The sequence below is a fragment of the Streptomyces violaceusniger Tu 4113 genome (assembly GCF_000147815.2).
Lineage (GTDB): Bacteria > Actinomycetota > Actinomycetes > Streptomycetales > Streptomycetaceae > Streptomyces > Streptomyces violaceusniger_A.
The window spans coordinates 4,260,464-4,278,640 of sequence record NC_015957.1 but is presented as its reverse complement, the minus strand read 5'-3'; the positions used below and the strand labels follow the sequence as shown (position 1 = coordinate 4,278,640).

General features: G+C 72.2%; 3 protein-coding genes. 1 reads left to right on the top strand and 2 read right to left on the bottom strand.

Translation table 11 applies throughout. From position 1 onward, the window contains the following. Positions 1 to 46 precede the first annotated feature (46 nt). Complete coding sequence (locus STRVI_RS18110; RefSeq protein ID WP_014057120.1) at positions 47 to 913, top strand: alpha/beta fold hydrolase; 867 nt, start codon at positions 47 to 49, stop codon at positions 911 to 913. An 87-nt stretch (positions 914 to 1,000) separates the two neighbouring features. Here the strand turns inward: STRVI_RS18110 and STRVI_RS18105 are convergent, their stop codons facing one another. Continuing rightward, positions 1,001 to 5,986, bottom strand: coding sequence for a type I polyketide synthase (locus tag STRVI_RS18105; protein ID WP_435532617.1), 4,986 nt, complete (start codon positions 5,984 to 5,986; stop codon positions 1,001 to 1,003). Between the two features lie 13 nt (positions 5,987 to 5,999). Continuing rightward, positions 6,000 to 18,140, bottom strand: coding sequence for a type I polyketide synthase (locus STRVI_RS18100; protein WP_014057118.1), 12,141 nt, complete (start codon positions 18,138 to 18,140; stop codon positions 6,000 to 6,002). Positions 18,141 to 18,177 lie beyond the last annotated feature (37 nt).

The following is an 18,177-nucleotide window of genomic DNA, read 5'->3' as shown; positions in this document are numbered from 1 at the left end:
TCCCCAGCGGTCGAATCGGATTGGGCGGCCCGGCTAGAATTCCGGCATGGATCTTTCCGTGCCTGTAACCGACGATGTGAAATTGCATTTCCGGCACCGGCCGGGAACGGCGTCGCTTCCCTTTCTCCTGGTCCATGGCATGGCCTCCAGCGCCCGGCTGTGGGACGAGGTCGCCGACCATCTGGCCGCCGCGGGCCATGCGGTGTACGCGGTGGATCTGCGCGGCCACGGGGACTCCGACACACCGGAGACCGGCTACGACACCCCGACCGCGGTCGCGGATCTGGTGGCGGCGGCCGCCGCCCTCGGGCTGGACCGGGTGGTGGTGGCCGGTCACTCCTGGGGCGGCAATGTCTCGGTGCGGCTGACCGCCGAGCACCCCGAACTGGTGGCCGCGCTGGCGCTCGTGGACGGCGGCTGGCTGGAGCCGGCCAAGGCGTTCCCGTCCTGGGACGCGTTCGTCGGGGCGTTGCGGCCCGCGTCCCTGGAGGGCGCCACCGTGCAGAGCGTGAGCGACTACTTCCGCGCCATCCACCCGGACTGGTCCCCGGCGGCGATCGAGGCCGCGGTGGACACGATGCTGGTGAACCCGGACGGGTCGCTGTCCCGGCGCATGTCCGCCGAGCAGCACATGTCGATCCTGCACAGCATCTGGAACGAGCCGCCGAGGCCGTGGTACGCGGCCATCACGGTGCCCACCCTGCTGATGCCCGCCATTCCCAAGGGCGCGGACGGGAAGTGGGCGGACCGCATCCGCTCCCGTATCAGGGAGACCACGGCCGACCTGCGCCACGCCACGATGCGGGAATATCTCGACTCCGAGCATGATCTGCACGCCCAGCGTCCCCGGCGGGTGGCCGACGATCTGCTCGACCTGGCCCGCGGCATACAGCCGGTCCGCGGCGCTCACTGAACTCCCCGCGGGCGAACTCCCCGTACGGTCTCCGTACGGGGAGTTCGCGCGCTCGGTGGGCGCGGGCGCGGGGCCCGCGACCACCGGTCAGACTCCGAGTTCGCGGTCGATGAGGGCGAACACCTCATCGGCGGTGGCCGCCGTCAGGTCCTGCTCGTCCGCCGGTCCGTCGGCCTCCTGCGCGGTGGCGGTGTACTTCCACACCAGGGCCTGCAACCGGTTCACCAGGCCGGCTCGCCGCGGATCGCCCGTCGGCAGCCCGGCCAGTGCGGCCTCGAGTTCGTCGAGGTGTCCGGAGAGCGGGTGTGCCGCGCCGGCCGCTCCCGGGTCCACCTCGGCCAGCAGATGGCCCGCCAGCGCCCGGGGGGTCGGATAGTCGAAGACCACCGTCGTCGGCAGGCTCAGCCCCGTGGTGGCGCGCAGCCGGTTCCTGAGCTCGACGGCCGCGATGGAGTCGAACCCCAGCTCCTTGAACGGGCGGTCCGGCTCGACCGACTCCGGCGCCGGATAGTGCAGTACGGCGGCCACATGCGCGCGTACCAGCGCCAGCAGCCGCTCGATCCGCTCGTCCTCGGCCAAGGGGCCCAGCTCCCGCCGCAGCGCCGACGCCTCATCGGCGCCGGTGTCCTCCGCGGATCCCCGGGCGGCCTCGATGGCCTGGCGGGCGGCCGGGACGGCGTCGAACAGCCTGCTGGGACGGGCGAGGGTGAACAGCGGCGCGAAGCGCTCCCATTCCACATCGGCGATCGTGACACGCGGATCGTCGTGGTCGAGCACCTGGCGCAGCGCGGTCAGCGCCGGCCGTGGCTCCAGCGGGGACAGGCCCTGCCGCCGGGAGCGCTCGGTGTGCGCAGCCACCGGCGCGTCCGGGGTGTCACCGCCGTACGGCAGATCCCACAGCCCCCACGCGATCGAGACGGTGGGACGGCCGTCGGCCCGGTCGCGGTGCGCCAGCGCGTCGAGGCAGGCGGTGGCGGCCGCGTAGGAGCCGTGGTCCTTGCTGCCCCAGGACGCGGCGACGGTGGAGAAGTAGACCACGGTGTCCTCGGGGCCCATGCCGCAGAGTTCGTCCAACCGGCGCCCGGTGTCGTCCAGATGGGCGCGGATCTCCTCGGCCAGCCGCTGCGGGGTGAGCTCCATCAGCGGGGCCAGTTCACCGGAGGCCGAGGTGTGGATGATCGTCCCGATCCGTCCGCTCGCCTCCGCCACCCGCTCGACGAGGCGTGCGGTGCCGTCCTGGCCGGCGGGTGAGTGGTCCGCCACGGTGAGTCCGGTGCCGAGCGCGTCCAGTTCGGCCTTCAGCTCCACGGCGCCGGGGGCGTCGCCACCTCCGGGGGCCAGCATCAGGAGGTGTTCGGCGCCGTCGGCGGCCAGCCGGCGGGCGACGTGGGCTGCGGGGCCGTCGGCGGTTCCGGTGATGAGCACGGTGCCCCGGGGCTTCCAGGTGCGCCGCGGGGCACGGCCGCCGATCGGGTCGGGGACCAGCCTCCGGCCGTAGGCACCGGTCGGGCGCAGCGCCGCCTCGTCCTCGCCACAGGCCCCGGTGAGCAGGGCGCGCAGCCGCTCCGCGTCCAGGGTGTCCGGGCTCGCGGGCAGGTCCACCAACCCGCCCCACCAGTCGGGGTGTTCCAGGGCGGCCACCCTGCCGAGCCCCCACAACTGGGCCTGGTGGGGAGCGTCCAGGGGGTCGGAGTCGTCGATGGCCACCGCGCCGCGGGTGGCACACCACAGGGGCGCGGTGACGGCGGCGTCCACCAGGGCCTGGAGCAGGGTGAGCGTGCCGGTCAGGCCAGGTGCCACGCCGGGGAGCGGCCGTGCGTCGTCGTCCAGGGCCAGCAGCGACAGTACGCCCGTCGGTGGCGTCTCCTCGGCGGACCGGGAGCGCAGCAGTTCGGCGAGCCCCTCCCGGTCGGTGTCCTCGGCCAGCTCCAGCCCGCGCACCCGGCCGCCGTCCGCGCCCAGCGCCCGTACGCAGGCGTCCGTCCAGCCGTCGGCGGCGCCCTTCGGGTGGACCACGAACCAGGAGCCCGCGGGGGCGGCGTCGGTGGCGGGGGCGACGTCGGTGACGGGCCGCCACTCGACGCGGTAGCGCCAGGAGTCCACGGCGGAGCGCTCACGACGGCCGCGACGCCATGTCGAGAGCGCGGGGAGCACCGTGCCCAGCGAGGTCCGGTGGCCGGTTCCGTCCGGGAGGCTCAACGTCTCGGAGAGCGCGCTCAGGTCCGCTCCCTCCACCGCGGCCCAGAACCGGGACTCCTCCTCGTCCGCCGGGGACCCGGTGGCGAAGGACACCGAGTCGGCCAGCCAGTACCGCTCCCGCTGGAAGGCGTAGGTGGGCAGTTCGACGGTGTGCGGGGCGGCGGGGCCGGTGGGGTGGAGGGTGGTCCAGTCGACCGCGACGCCTGCCGTAAACGCCAGCGCTAGGGACTCGATCAGCCGCGCCCGGCCGCCGTGGTCGCGCCGGAGCGTGGGCACGGTGACCGCGTCGGCCCCGGCTTCCTCGAAGCTCTCCTGCATACCGACGGTCAGTACGGGGTGGGTGCTGCTCTCGATGAACACGCGGTGGCCGTGGGCCAGCAGCGCCTGGACGGTGTCGGCGAACCGCACCGGCTCACGGAGGTTGGTCACCCAGTACGCGGTGTCCAGCCCGGTGGTGTCGATCCGCCGGGCGGTGACCGTGGAGTAGAACGCCACCTTGGACGCGACCGGCCGGACACCCGCCAGGGCGTCCGCCAGTTCGTCGGCGATCTCGTCCACCTGGGGGCTGTGCGAGGCGTAGTCCACCTCGATCGGCCGCGCCCGGTCGCCCGCCGCCTGACATGCCGCCACGGCGTGCGCCACCTGCTCGGGCGGTCCGGAAATCACCGTGGAGGAGGGCCCGTTGACGGCCGCAACGCCGACGGCCGCCGCCTGGTCGCCGAGATCGGCCAGCAGCTTCCCGGCCCGCTCCCGGCTCACTCCCAGGGAGGCCATCGCCCCGCCACCGGCGAGCCGCCGCAACGCCTTGCTGCGCAGTGCCACCACCTTGGCGCCGTCCTCCAGCGACAGGGCCCCCGCCACCACGGCCGCCGCGATCTCGCCCTGGCTGTGCCCGATCACCGCCCCGGGACGTACGCCGTGGCCTGCCCACACCGCGGCGAGGGACACCATCACGGCCCACAGGACGGGCTGCACCACATCGACACGGCCCAGGTCGGCCGCCCCGTCGGCGCCGCGCAGCACATCGGTGAGGGACCAGTCGACGTACGGCGCCAGCGCCCGTTCGCACTCCGCCACGCGGGCCGCGAACACAGGTGAGACTTGGAGCAGTTCGGCTCCCATGCCCGCCCACTGCGAGCCCTGGCCGGGGAACACCAGCACCGGGCCCAACTCTCCGGCCACGGCGGCGCCACCGGGGTGGACCAGGCCCGGGTGCGTCCCGCCGGTGGCCAGCGCTTCCACGGCCGCCATCAGTTCTTCGCGGGTCTCGCCCACGGCCACGGCCCGGTGGTCGAACACCGACCGGGTGGTGACCAGCGACCAGCTCACATCGGCGATGGGCAGCCCCGGATCGGCGGCCATGCGCCGGGCGAGCGCCGCCGCCTGCCCCCGCAGGGCCTGGGCGCCACGGGCGGACAGCACCCAGGGCACCACCACCTCGGGTGCGGGGGTGGCGGGCTCCGGCTGGTCAGGGGGGCTGGGCTCGGGGGCCTGTTCCAGGATCAGATGGGCGTTGGTACCGCTGATCCCGAAGGAGGACACCCCTGCTCTGCGGGGTCGTTCGCCCCTCGGCCACGCCACCGGTTCGGTCAGCAGCCGCACCCCGCCGCCTTCCCACTCCACATGAGGGGACGGCTCATCGATGTGCAGGGTGACCGGCAGCGTCTCGTGCCGGAGCGCCATCACCATCTTGATGACACCGGCCACACCGGCGGCCGCCTGGGCATGGCCGATGTTCGACTTGAGCGACCCCAGCCACAGGGGCCGGTCACCGGGCCGGTCCTGTCCGTAGGTGGCCAGCAGCGCGTGTGCTTCGATCGGGTCGCCGAGGGAGGTCCCCGTACCGTGGGCCTCCACCGCGTCGACCTGGTCGGCGGCGAGGTGCGCACTGGCCAGCGCCTGACGGATCACCCGTTCCTGCGATACGTCGTTGGGCGCGGTCAGACCGTTGCTGGCACCGTCCTGGTTGACGGCCGAGCCACGGATCAGGGCCAGCACCCGATGCCCGTTGCGGCGTGCGTCGGACAGCCGCTCCAGCAGCACCAGCCCGACGCCCTCGGAGAAGCCCGTACCGTCCGCGGCCGATGCGAAGGACTTGCAGCGGCCGTCCGGGGCCAGCCCGCGCTGCCGGGAGAACTCGGCGAAGGCGGTCGGAGTGGTGAGCGCGGTGACCCCGCCCGCGAGCGCCAGATCGCATTCGCCCTGACGCAGCGCCTGGCTCGCCAGATGCATCGCCACCAGCGACGACGAACACGCCGTGTCCACCGTCACCGCCGGGCCCTCCAGACCGAAGGTGTACGCGACCCGGCCGGAGACCACGCTGGTGAGGCTGCCGGTGGTGGCATAGCCCTCGAAGCCCTCGGGGACGCGGGGCATCCGGGACATGTAGTCCTGGCTGGACACGCCCGCGTACACACCGGTCCGGCTGCCCTTCATCGCCACGGGGTCGACCCCCGCGCGCTCGAACAGCTCCCAGGCCACCTCCAGCAGCAGCCGCTGCTGCGGATCCATCGCCAGGGCCTCGCGCGGGCTGATCCCGAAGAACTCCGCGTCGAAGCGGTCGGCGCCGTCCAGGAATCCGCCGTGCCGGACGTAGCTGGTGCCGGGGTGGTCGGGGTCGGGGTGGTAGAGGCCCTCCAGATCCCAGCCGCGGTCGGTGGGGAACGCGGTGATGCCGTCGCCACCGGAGGCCACCAGCTCCCACAGCTCCTCGGGGCAGCCGACACCACCGGGATAGCGGCAGGCCATGCTCACGATGGCCACCGGCTCCTGGGATCGCTCCTCCATCTCGCGCAGCCGCTGACGAGCCTGCCCGAGATCCACTGTGACCCGCTTCAGATACTGGCGGAGTTTCTCTTCCGTACCCGACATCAGTCCTCACTCACGATCAAGAGGGCAGTTCCCTGTCGATGAACTCGAACAACTCGTCGTCCGACGCGGAGTCGAGGGCGCCGTCGTCCACGGTGGGGTGGCGCTTGCCTGTGGCCTCGGCGGGTGTGTCGTCGGTCAGGCGCCACAGCAGCGCCTCCAGGCGCTTCGCCAGCCGGTCACGGGCCTCGTCGTGGGGTACGAGGCGCGCCATCGCCGCCTCCAGCCTCTCCAGCTCGCCGAAGACCGGCGCCGAGGTGTCCGCCTGCGCGGGGCACAGCTTCTCGCGCAGTTCGGCGGCGATGGCCGAGGGCGTCGGATGCCGGAAGACGACGGTGGCGGGGAGCCGCAGCCCGGTGGCGGCGGCGAGCCGGTTGCGCAGTTCGACGCCGGTCAGCGAGTCGAAGCCCAGATCCTTGAAGGGGCTGTCGGCGGATACCGTCCCGGCGTCGGTGTGGCCCAGAACCGCCGCGGCCTGCGTGCGCACCAGTGTGAGCAGGATCCGGTGCTGTTCCTCCACGGGCACCGCCGCGAGCTGGGCGACCAGACCGGCGGCGGGCGCCCCGGTGGCGGCGGTACGACGGGTGGTCGTTCCGTTGTCGAGGAGCGTGCGCAGCAGGGCGGGCAGGGTGTCCGCGGGCTGGGCGGCCAGGGCCCGGAGGTCGAGCTGGACGGCCGCGGGCTGCGGGGCACCGTGCCAGCAGGCGGCGTCCATCAGCCCCAGCGCCCGCTCGCCGGACATGGCGGCGATGCCGGAGCGGGACATCCTGGCCAGGTCCGCCTCGTCCAGATGCCCGGTCATCCCGCTGGCATCGGCCCACAGCCCCCAGGCCACCGAAACCCCCGGGAGTCCCATGGCCTGGCGGTGGGTGGCCAGGGCGTCGCAATAGGCGTTGGCCGCCGCGTAGTTGGCCTGGCCGGGACTGCCCATCACCCCCGCGGCCGAGGAGAACATCACGAACATGCCGAGCCGCAGATGGGCGGTGGCGGCATGGAGATGGGCCGCTGCCGTGGCCTTGGGCCCCCACACCCGCGCCAGATGCTCGGGGGTCTGCGAGGTGGCCACCGCGTCGTCCAGGACACCCGCCGCGTGGACGACACCGGTCAGGGGATGCGCCGGGTCGATGCTCGCGACGAGGTCGTTCACCGCGGCGCCGTCGGTGACGTCCGCGGCCACGATCCGGGCCTCGGCGCCCAGGTCGGTGAGGTGGGCCAGCAGCTCCGGTGCGCCGGGGGCGTCGGGGCCGCTGCGGCTCACCAGCAGCAGATGGCGGATGTTCCAGGCGCGGACGAGGTGCTCGGCGACGTGCTTGCCGAGGGTGCCGGTGCCACCGGTGATGAGCACGGTGCCGTCCGGGTCCACGGGGGCTGGGACGTCCAGAACCAGCTTGCCGGTGTGCTTGGCCTGGCTGAGATATCGCAACGCCTCACGCGCCCGGCTGAGCGGCCACGCCCGTACCGGTGGCGGCTCCAGCAGTCCGGAGGCGAACAACTCGCCCAGCTCCCGCAGCATTTGGCCGATACGATCCGGCCCGGCGTCCGTGATCAGGTCGTAGACCCGGTAGGTCACCCCGGGATACTCGGCCGCGATCAGCTGCGGGTCGCGGACATCGGTCTTGCCCATCTCCAGCAACCGGCCGCCTTCGCGGAGGAGACGGAGCGAGGCGTCCACGAACTCCCCGGCAAGACTGTTGAGCACCACATCCACACCCCGGCCGCCAGTGGCCTCCCGGAGCGTCTCCTCGAAGTCCAGATCGCGTGAGGAGGCCCGATGCACCTCGTCGATGCCCATCGCCTCCAGCACCGCATGCTTGCCGTGGCTCGCCGTGGCGTAGACCTCCGCGCCCAGGTGCCGTGCGATCCGTACCGCGGCCGTCCCCACACCACCGGTCGCGGCATGGATCAGTACCGACTCCCCCGGCCGGAGCCCGGCGAGGTCGGTCAGTCCGTACCAGGCGGTGAGGTAGGCCACCGGTACGGCCGCCGCATGCCGGAAGCTCCAGCCGTCCGGGATCGGCGCCAGCAACCGCGCGTCGGTGACCGCCAGTGGCCCGAACGACTGGTCGAGGACGCCCATGACGCGATCGCCCACGGACACATGGGTCACCTCGGGGCCGATGTCCACCACCACTCCGGCGCCCTCACCGCCGAGTCCGGTCTGTCCGGGCACCATGCCCAAACCGACCAGCACATCACGGAAGTTGACACCGGCGGCGCGTACGGCGATCCGTACCTGGCCAGCGGCCAGGGGCTCCAGCACCTCGGGGCAGGGCACGGGTACGACGTTCTCCAGGGTCGCCGTGCCCGCCGTGTCCAGCCGCCATGCTTCCGGCTGCTCCACGGGGCCCACCAGCCCTGCGCCCCCGGTACCGGCATGGACCAGACGGGGCACCAGTGCCCGGCCGGCACGCAGGGCCAACTGGGGCTCGTCCATCTCCACGGCGCGCGCCACGGCGATGCGCACGGCGTCGGTGTGGGGGGCGGCGTTGGCGTTGGGGTTGCGGTTGGCGTTGGGGTTGGCGTTGACGTCGAGGTCGTCGTCGCGGTCGAGGAGGACGAACCGGCCGGGGTTCTCCGACTGTGCGCTGCGTACGAGGCCCCACACGGCGGCCGCGGCCAGGTCCACCCGGGTGGTGCTCTCGGGGCCGTCGACCGCGACCGCGCCTCGCGTGACCACCACCAACCGGGCATCCGCCAATCGCGGTTCGGCCAGCCAGCCCCGCACCAGTTCCAGCGCCCGTTCCGTCGCCGACAGCGCCTCGGCCGACGCCTCCTCGGCGCCCGCATCGGTGGGGCTGGTCAGGGCGGTCATATCGGCGAGAACGACCGGCGGGACGGGCTCCTCATCACCGAGTGCCGCCACCAGCGCGGCAGGATCCGGGTGGCCTTCGGCGCCCAGGACGGCCCAGCCATCGTCGCCGGCCGCCGCCTCTTCGGCCCCGGCCGCGAGCGGCAGTGGCGTCCAGTCGACGGTGAACAGGCTGTCCGTGCCGCGGCTGCCGTGGGCCACCGCCGCCCGCAACTGATCGATGCTCGCGGGCCGCATCGCCACGGAGTCCACGGTCAGCACCGGAGCGCCGACGGCGTCGGCCACGGTCAGCCGCAGTGCGCGCTCGCCCTCGGCGTTCTCCTGCTGAGGAGAGAGCCGAACCCGGACCGTGGTGGCCCCGGCCGCCCACAACGTCACGCCGTTCCAGGCGAACGGCAGCCAGACCCGGCCATCTGAGGCTTCGGTATCGGTCTCGGTGTCGTCCGCGTCGAGCTGGTCGATCAGCAGCGCGGGATGCAGCGCGGCGTCCAGCAGTGCTGGGTGGATGCCGAATCCGGCCTGCTCCCCGGCGGCCTCGGGCAGGGCCACCTCCGCGCACACATCCGCGCCGTCCCGCCATACGGCCCGCAGCCCCTGGAACGACGGTCCATAGGCATATCCCGAGGCCGCGACCCGGTCGTAGAACCCCTCGACGCCGAGCGGTGCCGCACCGGCCGGGGGCCACGCCCCGCCCAGTCCCAGCGCCTCGTCGGAACGGTCCGCGGGTGCGCTCAACACACCCTCCGCATGGCACACCCATCCCGTGGCGGAGTCTCCTTCACCGGCGAGCCGGGAGTACACCCGCACATCACGACGCCCGTCCTCGGCGGCCTCGCCCACGACGACCTGCACCCGAAGCGCGCCCGACGACGGCAGGACCAGCGGCACCCGCAGCGCCAATTCATCCACTCCGCCACAGCCAACCTCATCGGCCGCCCGCAGCACCCACTCGGCCAGCGCTGCGCCCGGTACCAGCACCGCGTCCGCCACCACATGCTCACCGAGCCAGGTATGCGCACGGGCTGAAATCCGGCCCGTCAGCACATGGCCACGGCCATCGGCAAGCTCGACAGCGGCACCCAGCAGCGGATGTCCGGCGGAGACGAGCCCGAGGTCGGCCGGGTCGCCGGCGCGTCCACCGTGGCCATCGAGCCAGTAGCGCTCGCGCTGGAACGCGTAGGTGGGCAGTGCGACCACGCGGGGTGGCGGGGCGCTCGGGTACAGAGTGGTCCAGTCGACGTCGACTCCAGCGGTGAACGCCTGGGCGAGTGAGTGGAGAAGCTGGGCCCGGCCACCGTGATCACGGCGCAAGGTCGGCACGGTGACGGCCGTCACCTCGGCTTCCTCGAAGGTCTCCTGAAGGCCGAGCGTGAGCACGGGATGCGTACTGGCCTCGACGAACACCCGATGCCCGTCCGCCAGCAACGCCTGAACGGCATCGGTGAACCGCACCCGCTCCCGCAGATTCGCCACCCAGTAAGCGGTGTCCAGGTCGGTCGTGACGACACGGCCACCGGTCACGGTCGAGTAGAACGCCGTACCCGAACCCGACGTATCCAGCGGACGCACACCGGCCAGAACCTCATTCAACTCCTCCCGGATCTCCTCCACCTGAGGACCGTGCGAGGCATAGTCCACCTCGATCAGCCGTGCCCGCTCTCCCGCCTCCTGGCACGCTGCGACGGCGGCGGCCACCTGCTCCGGCGGACCCGAAACCACGGTCGACGAAGGCCCGTTGACCGCGGCTACGCCTACACCAGCGGCCTGATCGCCCAGGCCGGAGAGCAACTCCCCCGCCCGCTCCTGACCCACACCGAGCGAGGCCATCGCCCCACCACCGGCCAACCGCCGCAACGCCTTGCTCCGCAAGGCCACGACCTTGGCGCCGTCCTCCAGGGACAGCGCCCCCGCGACAACAGCCGCCGCGATCTCACCCTGGCTATGGCCCACCACCGCCGCAGGACGCACGCCGTGTCCGGCCCACGCCGTGGCCAGTGACACCATCACCGCCCACAGCACGGGCTGGACCACATCCACCCGCCCCAGATCCGATGCACCCTCCGCGCGGCGCAACACATCCGTAAGGGACCAGTCCACGTACGGCGCCAGCGCCTGCTCGCACTCCGCCACGCGGGCCGCGAACACCGGCGACACCTCCAGCAGCTCGGCGCCCATACCGGCCCACTGCGAACCCTGACCGGGAAAGACCAACACCGGACCCACATCACCCGCCGGCGCCGCCGCATCCGACCGCACCACGCCCGGATGCGAGACATCCCCCGCCAACGCCTCCACGGCGGCCAACAGCTCGGCACGGTCATCGCCCACCACCACCGCCCGATGCTCGAACACCGACCGCGAAGTGACCAGCGACCACCCCACATCGACGGACGAGAGCTCGGATGCGCCGCCCACACGTTCACCCAGGGCGGCGGCCTGGCCGCGCAGCGCCTCCGCGCTCCGCGCCGAGAGCACCCACGGGACCGTGCCCACGTCGGAGAGGACCGGCTCCGTCTGCTCATCCTCCTCGGGCGGAGCGGGAGCCTGTTCGAGGATGACGTGGGCGTTGGTGCCGGAGGCGCCGAACGAGGACACACCGGCCCGGCGCGGCCGCTCGCCGTTCGGCCACTCCACCGCCTCGGTCAGCAACCGCACCGCACCGCTGTCCCAGTCCACATGCGGGCTCGGCTCATCGATGTGCAGGGAGGCGGGCAGTGTTCCGTGGCGCATGGCCTGCACCATCTTGATGACGCCCGCCACACCCGCCGCCGCCTGCGTATGCCCAATGTTGGACTTGATCGAGCCGAGCAACAGCGGCTTCCCGTCAGGGCGATCCTGACCGTAAGTGGCCAGCAGCGCCTGCGCCTCGATCGGATCACCCAGCGTCGTACCCGTACCGTGCGCCTCCACCGCATCGACATCCGAGACCGACAGCCCGGCGCTCGCCAGCGCCTGACGGATCACCCGCTGCTGCGACGGACCGTTCGGCGCCGTGAGTCCATTCGACGCACCGTCCTGATTGACGGCCGACCCACGGATCACCGCCAGCACCTCATGGCCGTTGCGCCGAGCGTCCGACAGCCGCTCCAACAGCAGCACACCCGCGCCCTCGCCCCAGCCCGTCCCGTCGGCGGCGGCCGCGAAGGGCTTGCACCGGCCATCGGGGGCCAGGCCACGCTGACGGGAGAAACCGGTGAACACATCCGGCGTGGCCATCACCGTCACCCCACCGGCCAACGCCAGCGTGCACTCACCCTGCCGCAACGCCTGCGCCGCCAGATGCATCGCCACCAACGACGACGAACACGCCGTATCCACCGTCACCGCAGGACCCTCGAAGCCCAGCGTGTACGCCACCCGGCCCGAGACCACGCTGCCCGAACCCGCGAGCATCGCATAGCCCTCGAGCTTCACATCGGCGCCACCGCTCAGCCCGGCCGCGTAGTCGTGATACATCACGCCCGCGTACACACCGGTCGGACTGCCCTTCACCGACACCGGATCGATCCCCGCCCGCTCCAGCACCTCCCACGACGCCTCCAACAGCAACCGCTGCTGCGGATCGGTGGCCAGCGCCTCCCGCGGATTGATCCCGAAGAACGCCGCATCGAACGCATCGGCGTCATGGAGGAAGGCACCCTCGTGGGCATAGCTGGTGCCGGGGTGATCGGGGTCCGGATGGAACAGCCCGTCCAGATCCCAGCCTCGGCCGATCGGAAACTCCCCGATCACGTCCTTCCCCGAGGCGACCAGGTCCCACAGCGCTTCAGGGGAGTTCGCGCCTCCCGGGAAACGGCAGGTCATGCCGATGATCGCCACGGGATCGTCCGTATCGGCCCTCGCCACGACGGGGGCACGGGAGCCGGCGGTCTCGCCGGTCAGCCGGGAGCACAGATACTCCGCCAGCACCCGAGGCGTCGGATAGTCGAACACCATCGTCGCCGGCAACCGCAACCCCGTCACCACCGACAACCGATTACGCAACTCCACCGCCGTCAACGAATCAAAACCCAACTCCTTGAACGCGGCATCCACCCGCACCTCACCCGCAGAACCAAACCCCAACACCACCGCCACACCACCCCGCACCACCTCCACCACCACATCCAACCGAGCACCAACCCCCACCCCCACCAACCGCCCAGCCAACCCCGAGGCCGACAGGCCACCCTCGGCGATCCGCCGCCTGGTACGACCGGCCACCAACCCCCGCAACACCGCCGGAAGATCCCCACCGGCCGCCCCGGCCGGATCGAAGTCCACGGCCACCATCAGCGGGCTCGCGTACCGGCATGCTGCGTCCAGCAGGGCCAGCCCGCGCTCGGACGACAACGGCCTCATCCCGCGCAGTCGCGTCAGGTCGGCCCGGCCCACATGCCCGGTCATCTCGCTGGCCTGGGCCCACAGCCCCCAGGCCAGCGAAAGCCCGGGCAGTCCGAGCGCCCGCCGCTGGGCGACCAGGGCATCGACAAACGCGTTCGCCGCCGCGTATCCGGCCTGACCCGCGTTGCCCACGACTCCGGCAGCCGAGGAGAACATCACGAACATGCGGAGCGGAAGATCCGCCGTGGCGGTGTGCAAATGGGCGGCCGACGCGGCCTTCGCCGCCCACACCCGCGCCACCTGTTCCCGGGTCTGTGAAGTGACCACCGCGTCATCCAGCAGCCCGGCCGCATGAATGACACCGGTCAGCGGATGCGCCGGGTCGATACCGGCCACCGCGGCGGCGACCGCGTCGCCGACCGTGACATCCACCGCGGCGATCCGCACCTGCGCGCCCAGGTCGCTCAGCCGCTCGGCCAACTCCGGTGCGCCGGGCGCGTCCGAGCCACGGCGGCTGACCAGGACGAGATGCTCGACCTGCCACGTACGCACCAGATGCTCGGCCACCAGGCCGCCCAGCAGGCCCGTACCACCGGTGATCAGCACCGTACCGTCGGGATCGAGCCCACCAGGGGCCAGTCCTCCCGATTCGCTCTCGTCGGCGCCGTCGGTGTCGCGTGCGCGCGTCAGTCGGGGCACCATCAGACGCCCGGAGCGGAGCGCCGCCTGTGGCTCGTCCGCCTGTACGGCACGGACGACGGCATCCGCCACATCGCCTGCGGTCGGATTGGTGGCCTGGTGAAGGTCGAGGAGGATGAACCGGTCCGGGTGTTCCGCCTGCGCACTGCGCAGCAGGCCCCACAGCCCTGCCGCGGCCGCATTCAGCTCGTCGTCGCCGGAATCCCCGTCTTCAGTGCCTCCGGTCGACACCGCACCGCCTGTCACCACCACCAACCGGGTTTCGGCCCAACGCGGTTCGGCCAGCCACGCCTGCACCAGCTCCAGCGCTCGGCCGACGGCAGCCAAGCCATCGGCCGCCTTCGCCGCGGCTCCGGCCTCCTGCGGGCCACCTCCTGCGGGCAGGTAGGTCACGGCGAAGGCGGGAGGTGGCGCGCCGTCGTCGAGTGCGGCGGCCAACGCTTCAAGACCCGGATGGCACACCACTCGCCCATCGCCGAGTCCGGGCTCCTCGGCCAGGTGCAAGGCGTCCTCACCCAGCACGACCCAGCCCATGGCGTCGGAGGTGTCCACCTCCGGCACGCCGGGCATCGGGACCCAGCCCAGCGTGAACAGCCCATCGACGCCACGTCCGCCCCCGGACCTCAACTGGCTGGGGTCGACGGGGCGCATCGTCAGGGAGTCGACCGTCAGCACCGGGGCGCCCATGGCATCGGCCACGACCACTCGCAACCCGCCTTCCCCCACTGAACCGTCCTGATGGGGAGAGGGCTGGCGGGGCGAGAGCCGGACCCGGACCGTGGTCGCCTCCGCGGCCCACAGGGAGACGCCATTCCAGGCGAACGGCAGTCTCATCACCCTGTCGTCCGCCGACTCGAGGTCGGCGGCGAGCAGCATGGGATGCAGGGCGGCGTCGAGCAGTGCCGGGTGGATGCCAAAGCCGTCCGCGTCCCCCGCCGCCTCGGGCAGCGCCACCTCGGCCAGCAGATCAGCGCCGTCCCGCCACACGGCACGCAGCCCCTGGAACGACGGCCCGTACGCATAGCCCGCCGCCACGGCATGCTCGTAGAACCCCTCGACATCTAACGGCTTCGCGCCCTCGGGAGGCCAGACTCCGCCCAGCTCCTCGGCCGCGCTCGGCGCGGCCGGCGGGCACAGGACGCCCTCCGCATGGGACACCCAGTCCGGATCCGCGCCGGGCTCGGCATCGCGGTCGGGCCGGGAGTGCACCCGCACATCGCGCCGCCCGTCCTCGGCGGCCTCGCCCACGACGATCTGCACCCGCAGCCCACCCGACGGCGGCAGCACCAACGGGACCTGCAGTGCCAGTTCCTCGATGCGGCCACAGCCCACCTCGTCGGCCGCCCGTAACGCCCACTCCACCAGCGCCGCACCCGGCACCAGTGGCGCTCCGGCGACCACATGGTCACCGAGCCAGCCGTCGCCGCCAGTGGCCGACACCCGTCCGGTCAGCACCAGCCCGCCATCGGCAAGACCCACCGCCGCCCGCAATAACGGGTGCTCCACCCGCTGCAGCCCCGCGGCACCCATATCGCCGACCCCGCCGGTGGCAGTGGCCCAGTAGCGCTGGCGCTGGAAGGCATACGTGGGCAGATCGACCGTACGGGGGGTGGGGTCGGCCGGGAACGCGGTCCTCCAGTCCACCTCGACCCCGGCGGTGAACGCCTGGCCGAGCGAGTGGAGAAGCTGGGCCCGGCCGCCGTGATCGCGGCGCAGGGTCGGCACGGTGACGGCCGTCACCTCGGCTTCCTCGAAGGTCTCCTGAAGGCCGAGCGTGAGCACGGGATGCGTACTGGCCTCGATGAACACCCGATGCCCGTCCGCCAGCAACGCCTGGACAGCATCGGTGAACCGCACCCGCTCCCGCAGATTCGCCACCCAATAACCGGTATCCAGGTCGGTCGTGACGACACGGCCACCGGTCACGGTGGAGTAGAACGCCGTACCCGAACCCGACGTATCCAGCGGACGCACACCGGCCAGAACCTCATTCAACTCCTCCCGGATCTCCTCCACCTGAGGACCGTGCGAGGCATAATCCACCTCGATCAGCCGTGCCCGCTCTCCCGCCTCCTGGCACGCCGCGACGACGGCGGCCACCTGCTCCGGCGGACCCGAAACCACGGTCGACGAAGGCCCGTTGACCGCGGCTACGCCTACACCAGCGGCCTGATCGCCCAGGCCGGAGAGCAACTCCCCCGCCCGCTCCTGACCCACACCCAGCGAGGCCATCGCCCCACCACCGGCCAACCGCCGCAACGCCTTGCTCCGCAAGGCCACCACCTTGGCGCCGTCCTCCAAGGACAGCGCCCCCGCCACCACAGCCGCCGCGATCTCACCCTGACTGTGACCCACCACCGCCGCAGGACACACCCCATACCCCGCCCACACCGCAGCCAGCGACACCATCACCGCCCACAACACCGGCTGCACCACATCCACCCGCCCCAGATCCGCCCCACCCTCCGCGCGGCGCAACACATCCGTGAGCGACCACTCCACATACGGCGCCAGCGCCCGCTCACACTCCGCCACCCGGGCCGCGAACACCGCCGACACCTCCAGCAGCTCCGCCCCCATCCCCACCCACTGCGAACCCTGACCCGGAAACACCAACACCGGACCCACATCACCCACCACCGCAGCAACACCCGACAGCACCACACCCGGATGCGACACACCCCCCGCCAACGCCTCCACAGCAGCCGACAACTCGGCCCTGTCACCGCCCACCACCACCGCCCGATGCTCGAACACCGACCGCGTAGTGGCCAACGACCACCCCACGTCCACCGCCGACAACCCCGAATCCCCACCCACCCGCTCAGCCAACGCCGCCGCCTGCCCCCGCAACGCCTCCGCAGTCCGCCCCGACACCACCCACGGCAGCACCCACGGCGCCACCCCACCCACACTAGAGGAATCCACCTCCGGCGCAACCTCCACAGGCGCCTGCTCCACGATCACATGCGCATTGGTGCCGCTGATCCCGAAGGACGACACACCGGCCCGGCGCGGGCGCTCACCCGTCGGCCACTCGACCGCCTCCGTCAGCAGTCGCACACCGCCGCCGTCCCACTCCACATGGGGGGTCAGCTCCTCGGCATGGAGGGTGGCCGGGAGTACGCCGTGTCGCAGGGCCATGACCATCTTGATCACACCGGCCACACCCGCCGCGCCCTGCGTATGGCCAATGTTGGACTTCAGCGAGCCGAGCCACAGCGGCCGGTCCTCCGGCCGGTCCCGGCCGTAGGTGGCGATCAGCGCGTCGGCCTCGATCGGGTCGCCCAGCTTGGTGCCCGTGCCATGCGCCTCCACCGCGTCCACCTCGGACGGGGCCAGCCGGGCGCTGGCGAGGGCCTGGCGGATCACCCGCTGCTGGGACGGGCCGTTCGGCGCGCTGAATCCGTTGCTCGCGCCGTCCTGGTTGATGGCCGAGCCACGGATCACCGCGAGCACCTCATGCCCGTTGCGCCGGGCGTCGGACAGCCGCTCCAGTAGGACGAGTCCGACGCCTTCGCCCCATCCCGTGCCGTCGGCGTGCACCGAGAACGCCTTGCAGCGCCCGTCCGGGGACAGCCCCCGTTGCCGGGAGAAGCCGGTGAACACCTCGGGGGTGGCCATCACCGTCACCCCGCCCGCCAGGGCCAGGGTGCATTCCTCCTGCCGCAGTGCCTGGCAGGCCAGATGGATCGCGACCAGGGATGACGAGCACGCCGTCTCCAGCGTGACGGCCGGTCCTTCGAGGCCGAAGGTGTACGACACCCGGCCCGACAGCAGGCTCGGTGCGTTGCCCGCGTATCCCTCGGATCCCTTCTGCGGAAGGTCACCGGATGTGGCGCCGCCGGTGGTCGCCGTCCCGGCGTAGACGCCCGTCCGGGAGCCCTTGAGGGACACCGGGTCTAGCCCCGCCCGTTCGCATGCCTCCCAGGCGGTTTCCAGCAGCAGTCGCTGCTGAGGGCTGGTGGCGAGCGCCTCGCGGGGGCTGATGCCGAAGAACTGGGGGTCGAATCGGTCGGCGTCGTAGAGGAATCCGCCCCGGCGGACATAGGTGGTGCCGGGGTGGTCCGGGTCCGGGTGATAGAGGCTGTCGAGATCCCAGCCGCGGTCGGTGGGAAAGTCCCCGATCGCGTCCACACCGCCGGTGACCAGCCGCCACAGGTCCTCGGGCGTGTTCACCCCGCCCGGGAACCGGCAGGCGATGCTCACGACCGCGATCGGCTCCTGGTATCGCTCCTCCACCTCGCGCAAACGTAGGCGCGTATCGTGCAGATCCGCGGAGACGCGCTTGAGATACTCGACCAGTTTGTCTTCATTCACGTTCACCATGAGGTTTCACCCGGCCTCAGCGATCGTCGCGCCCGGC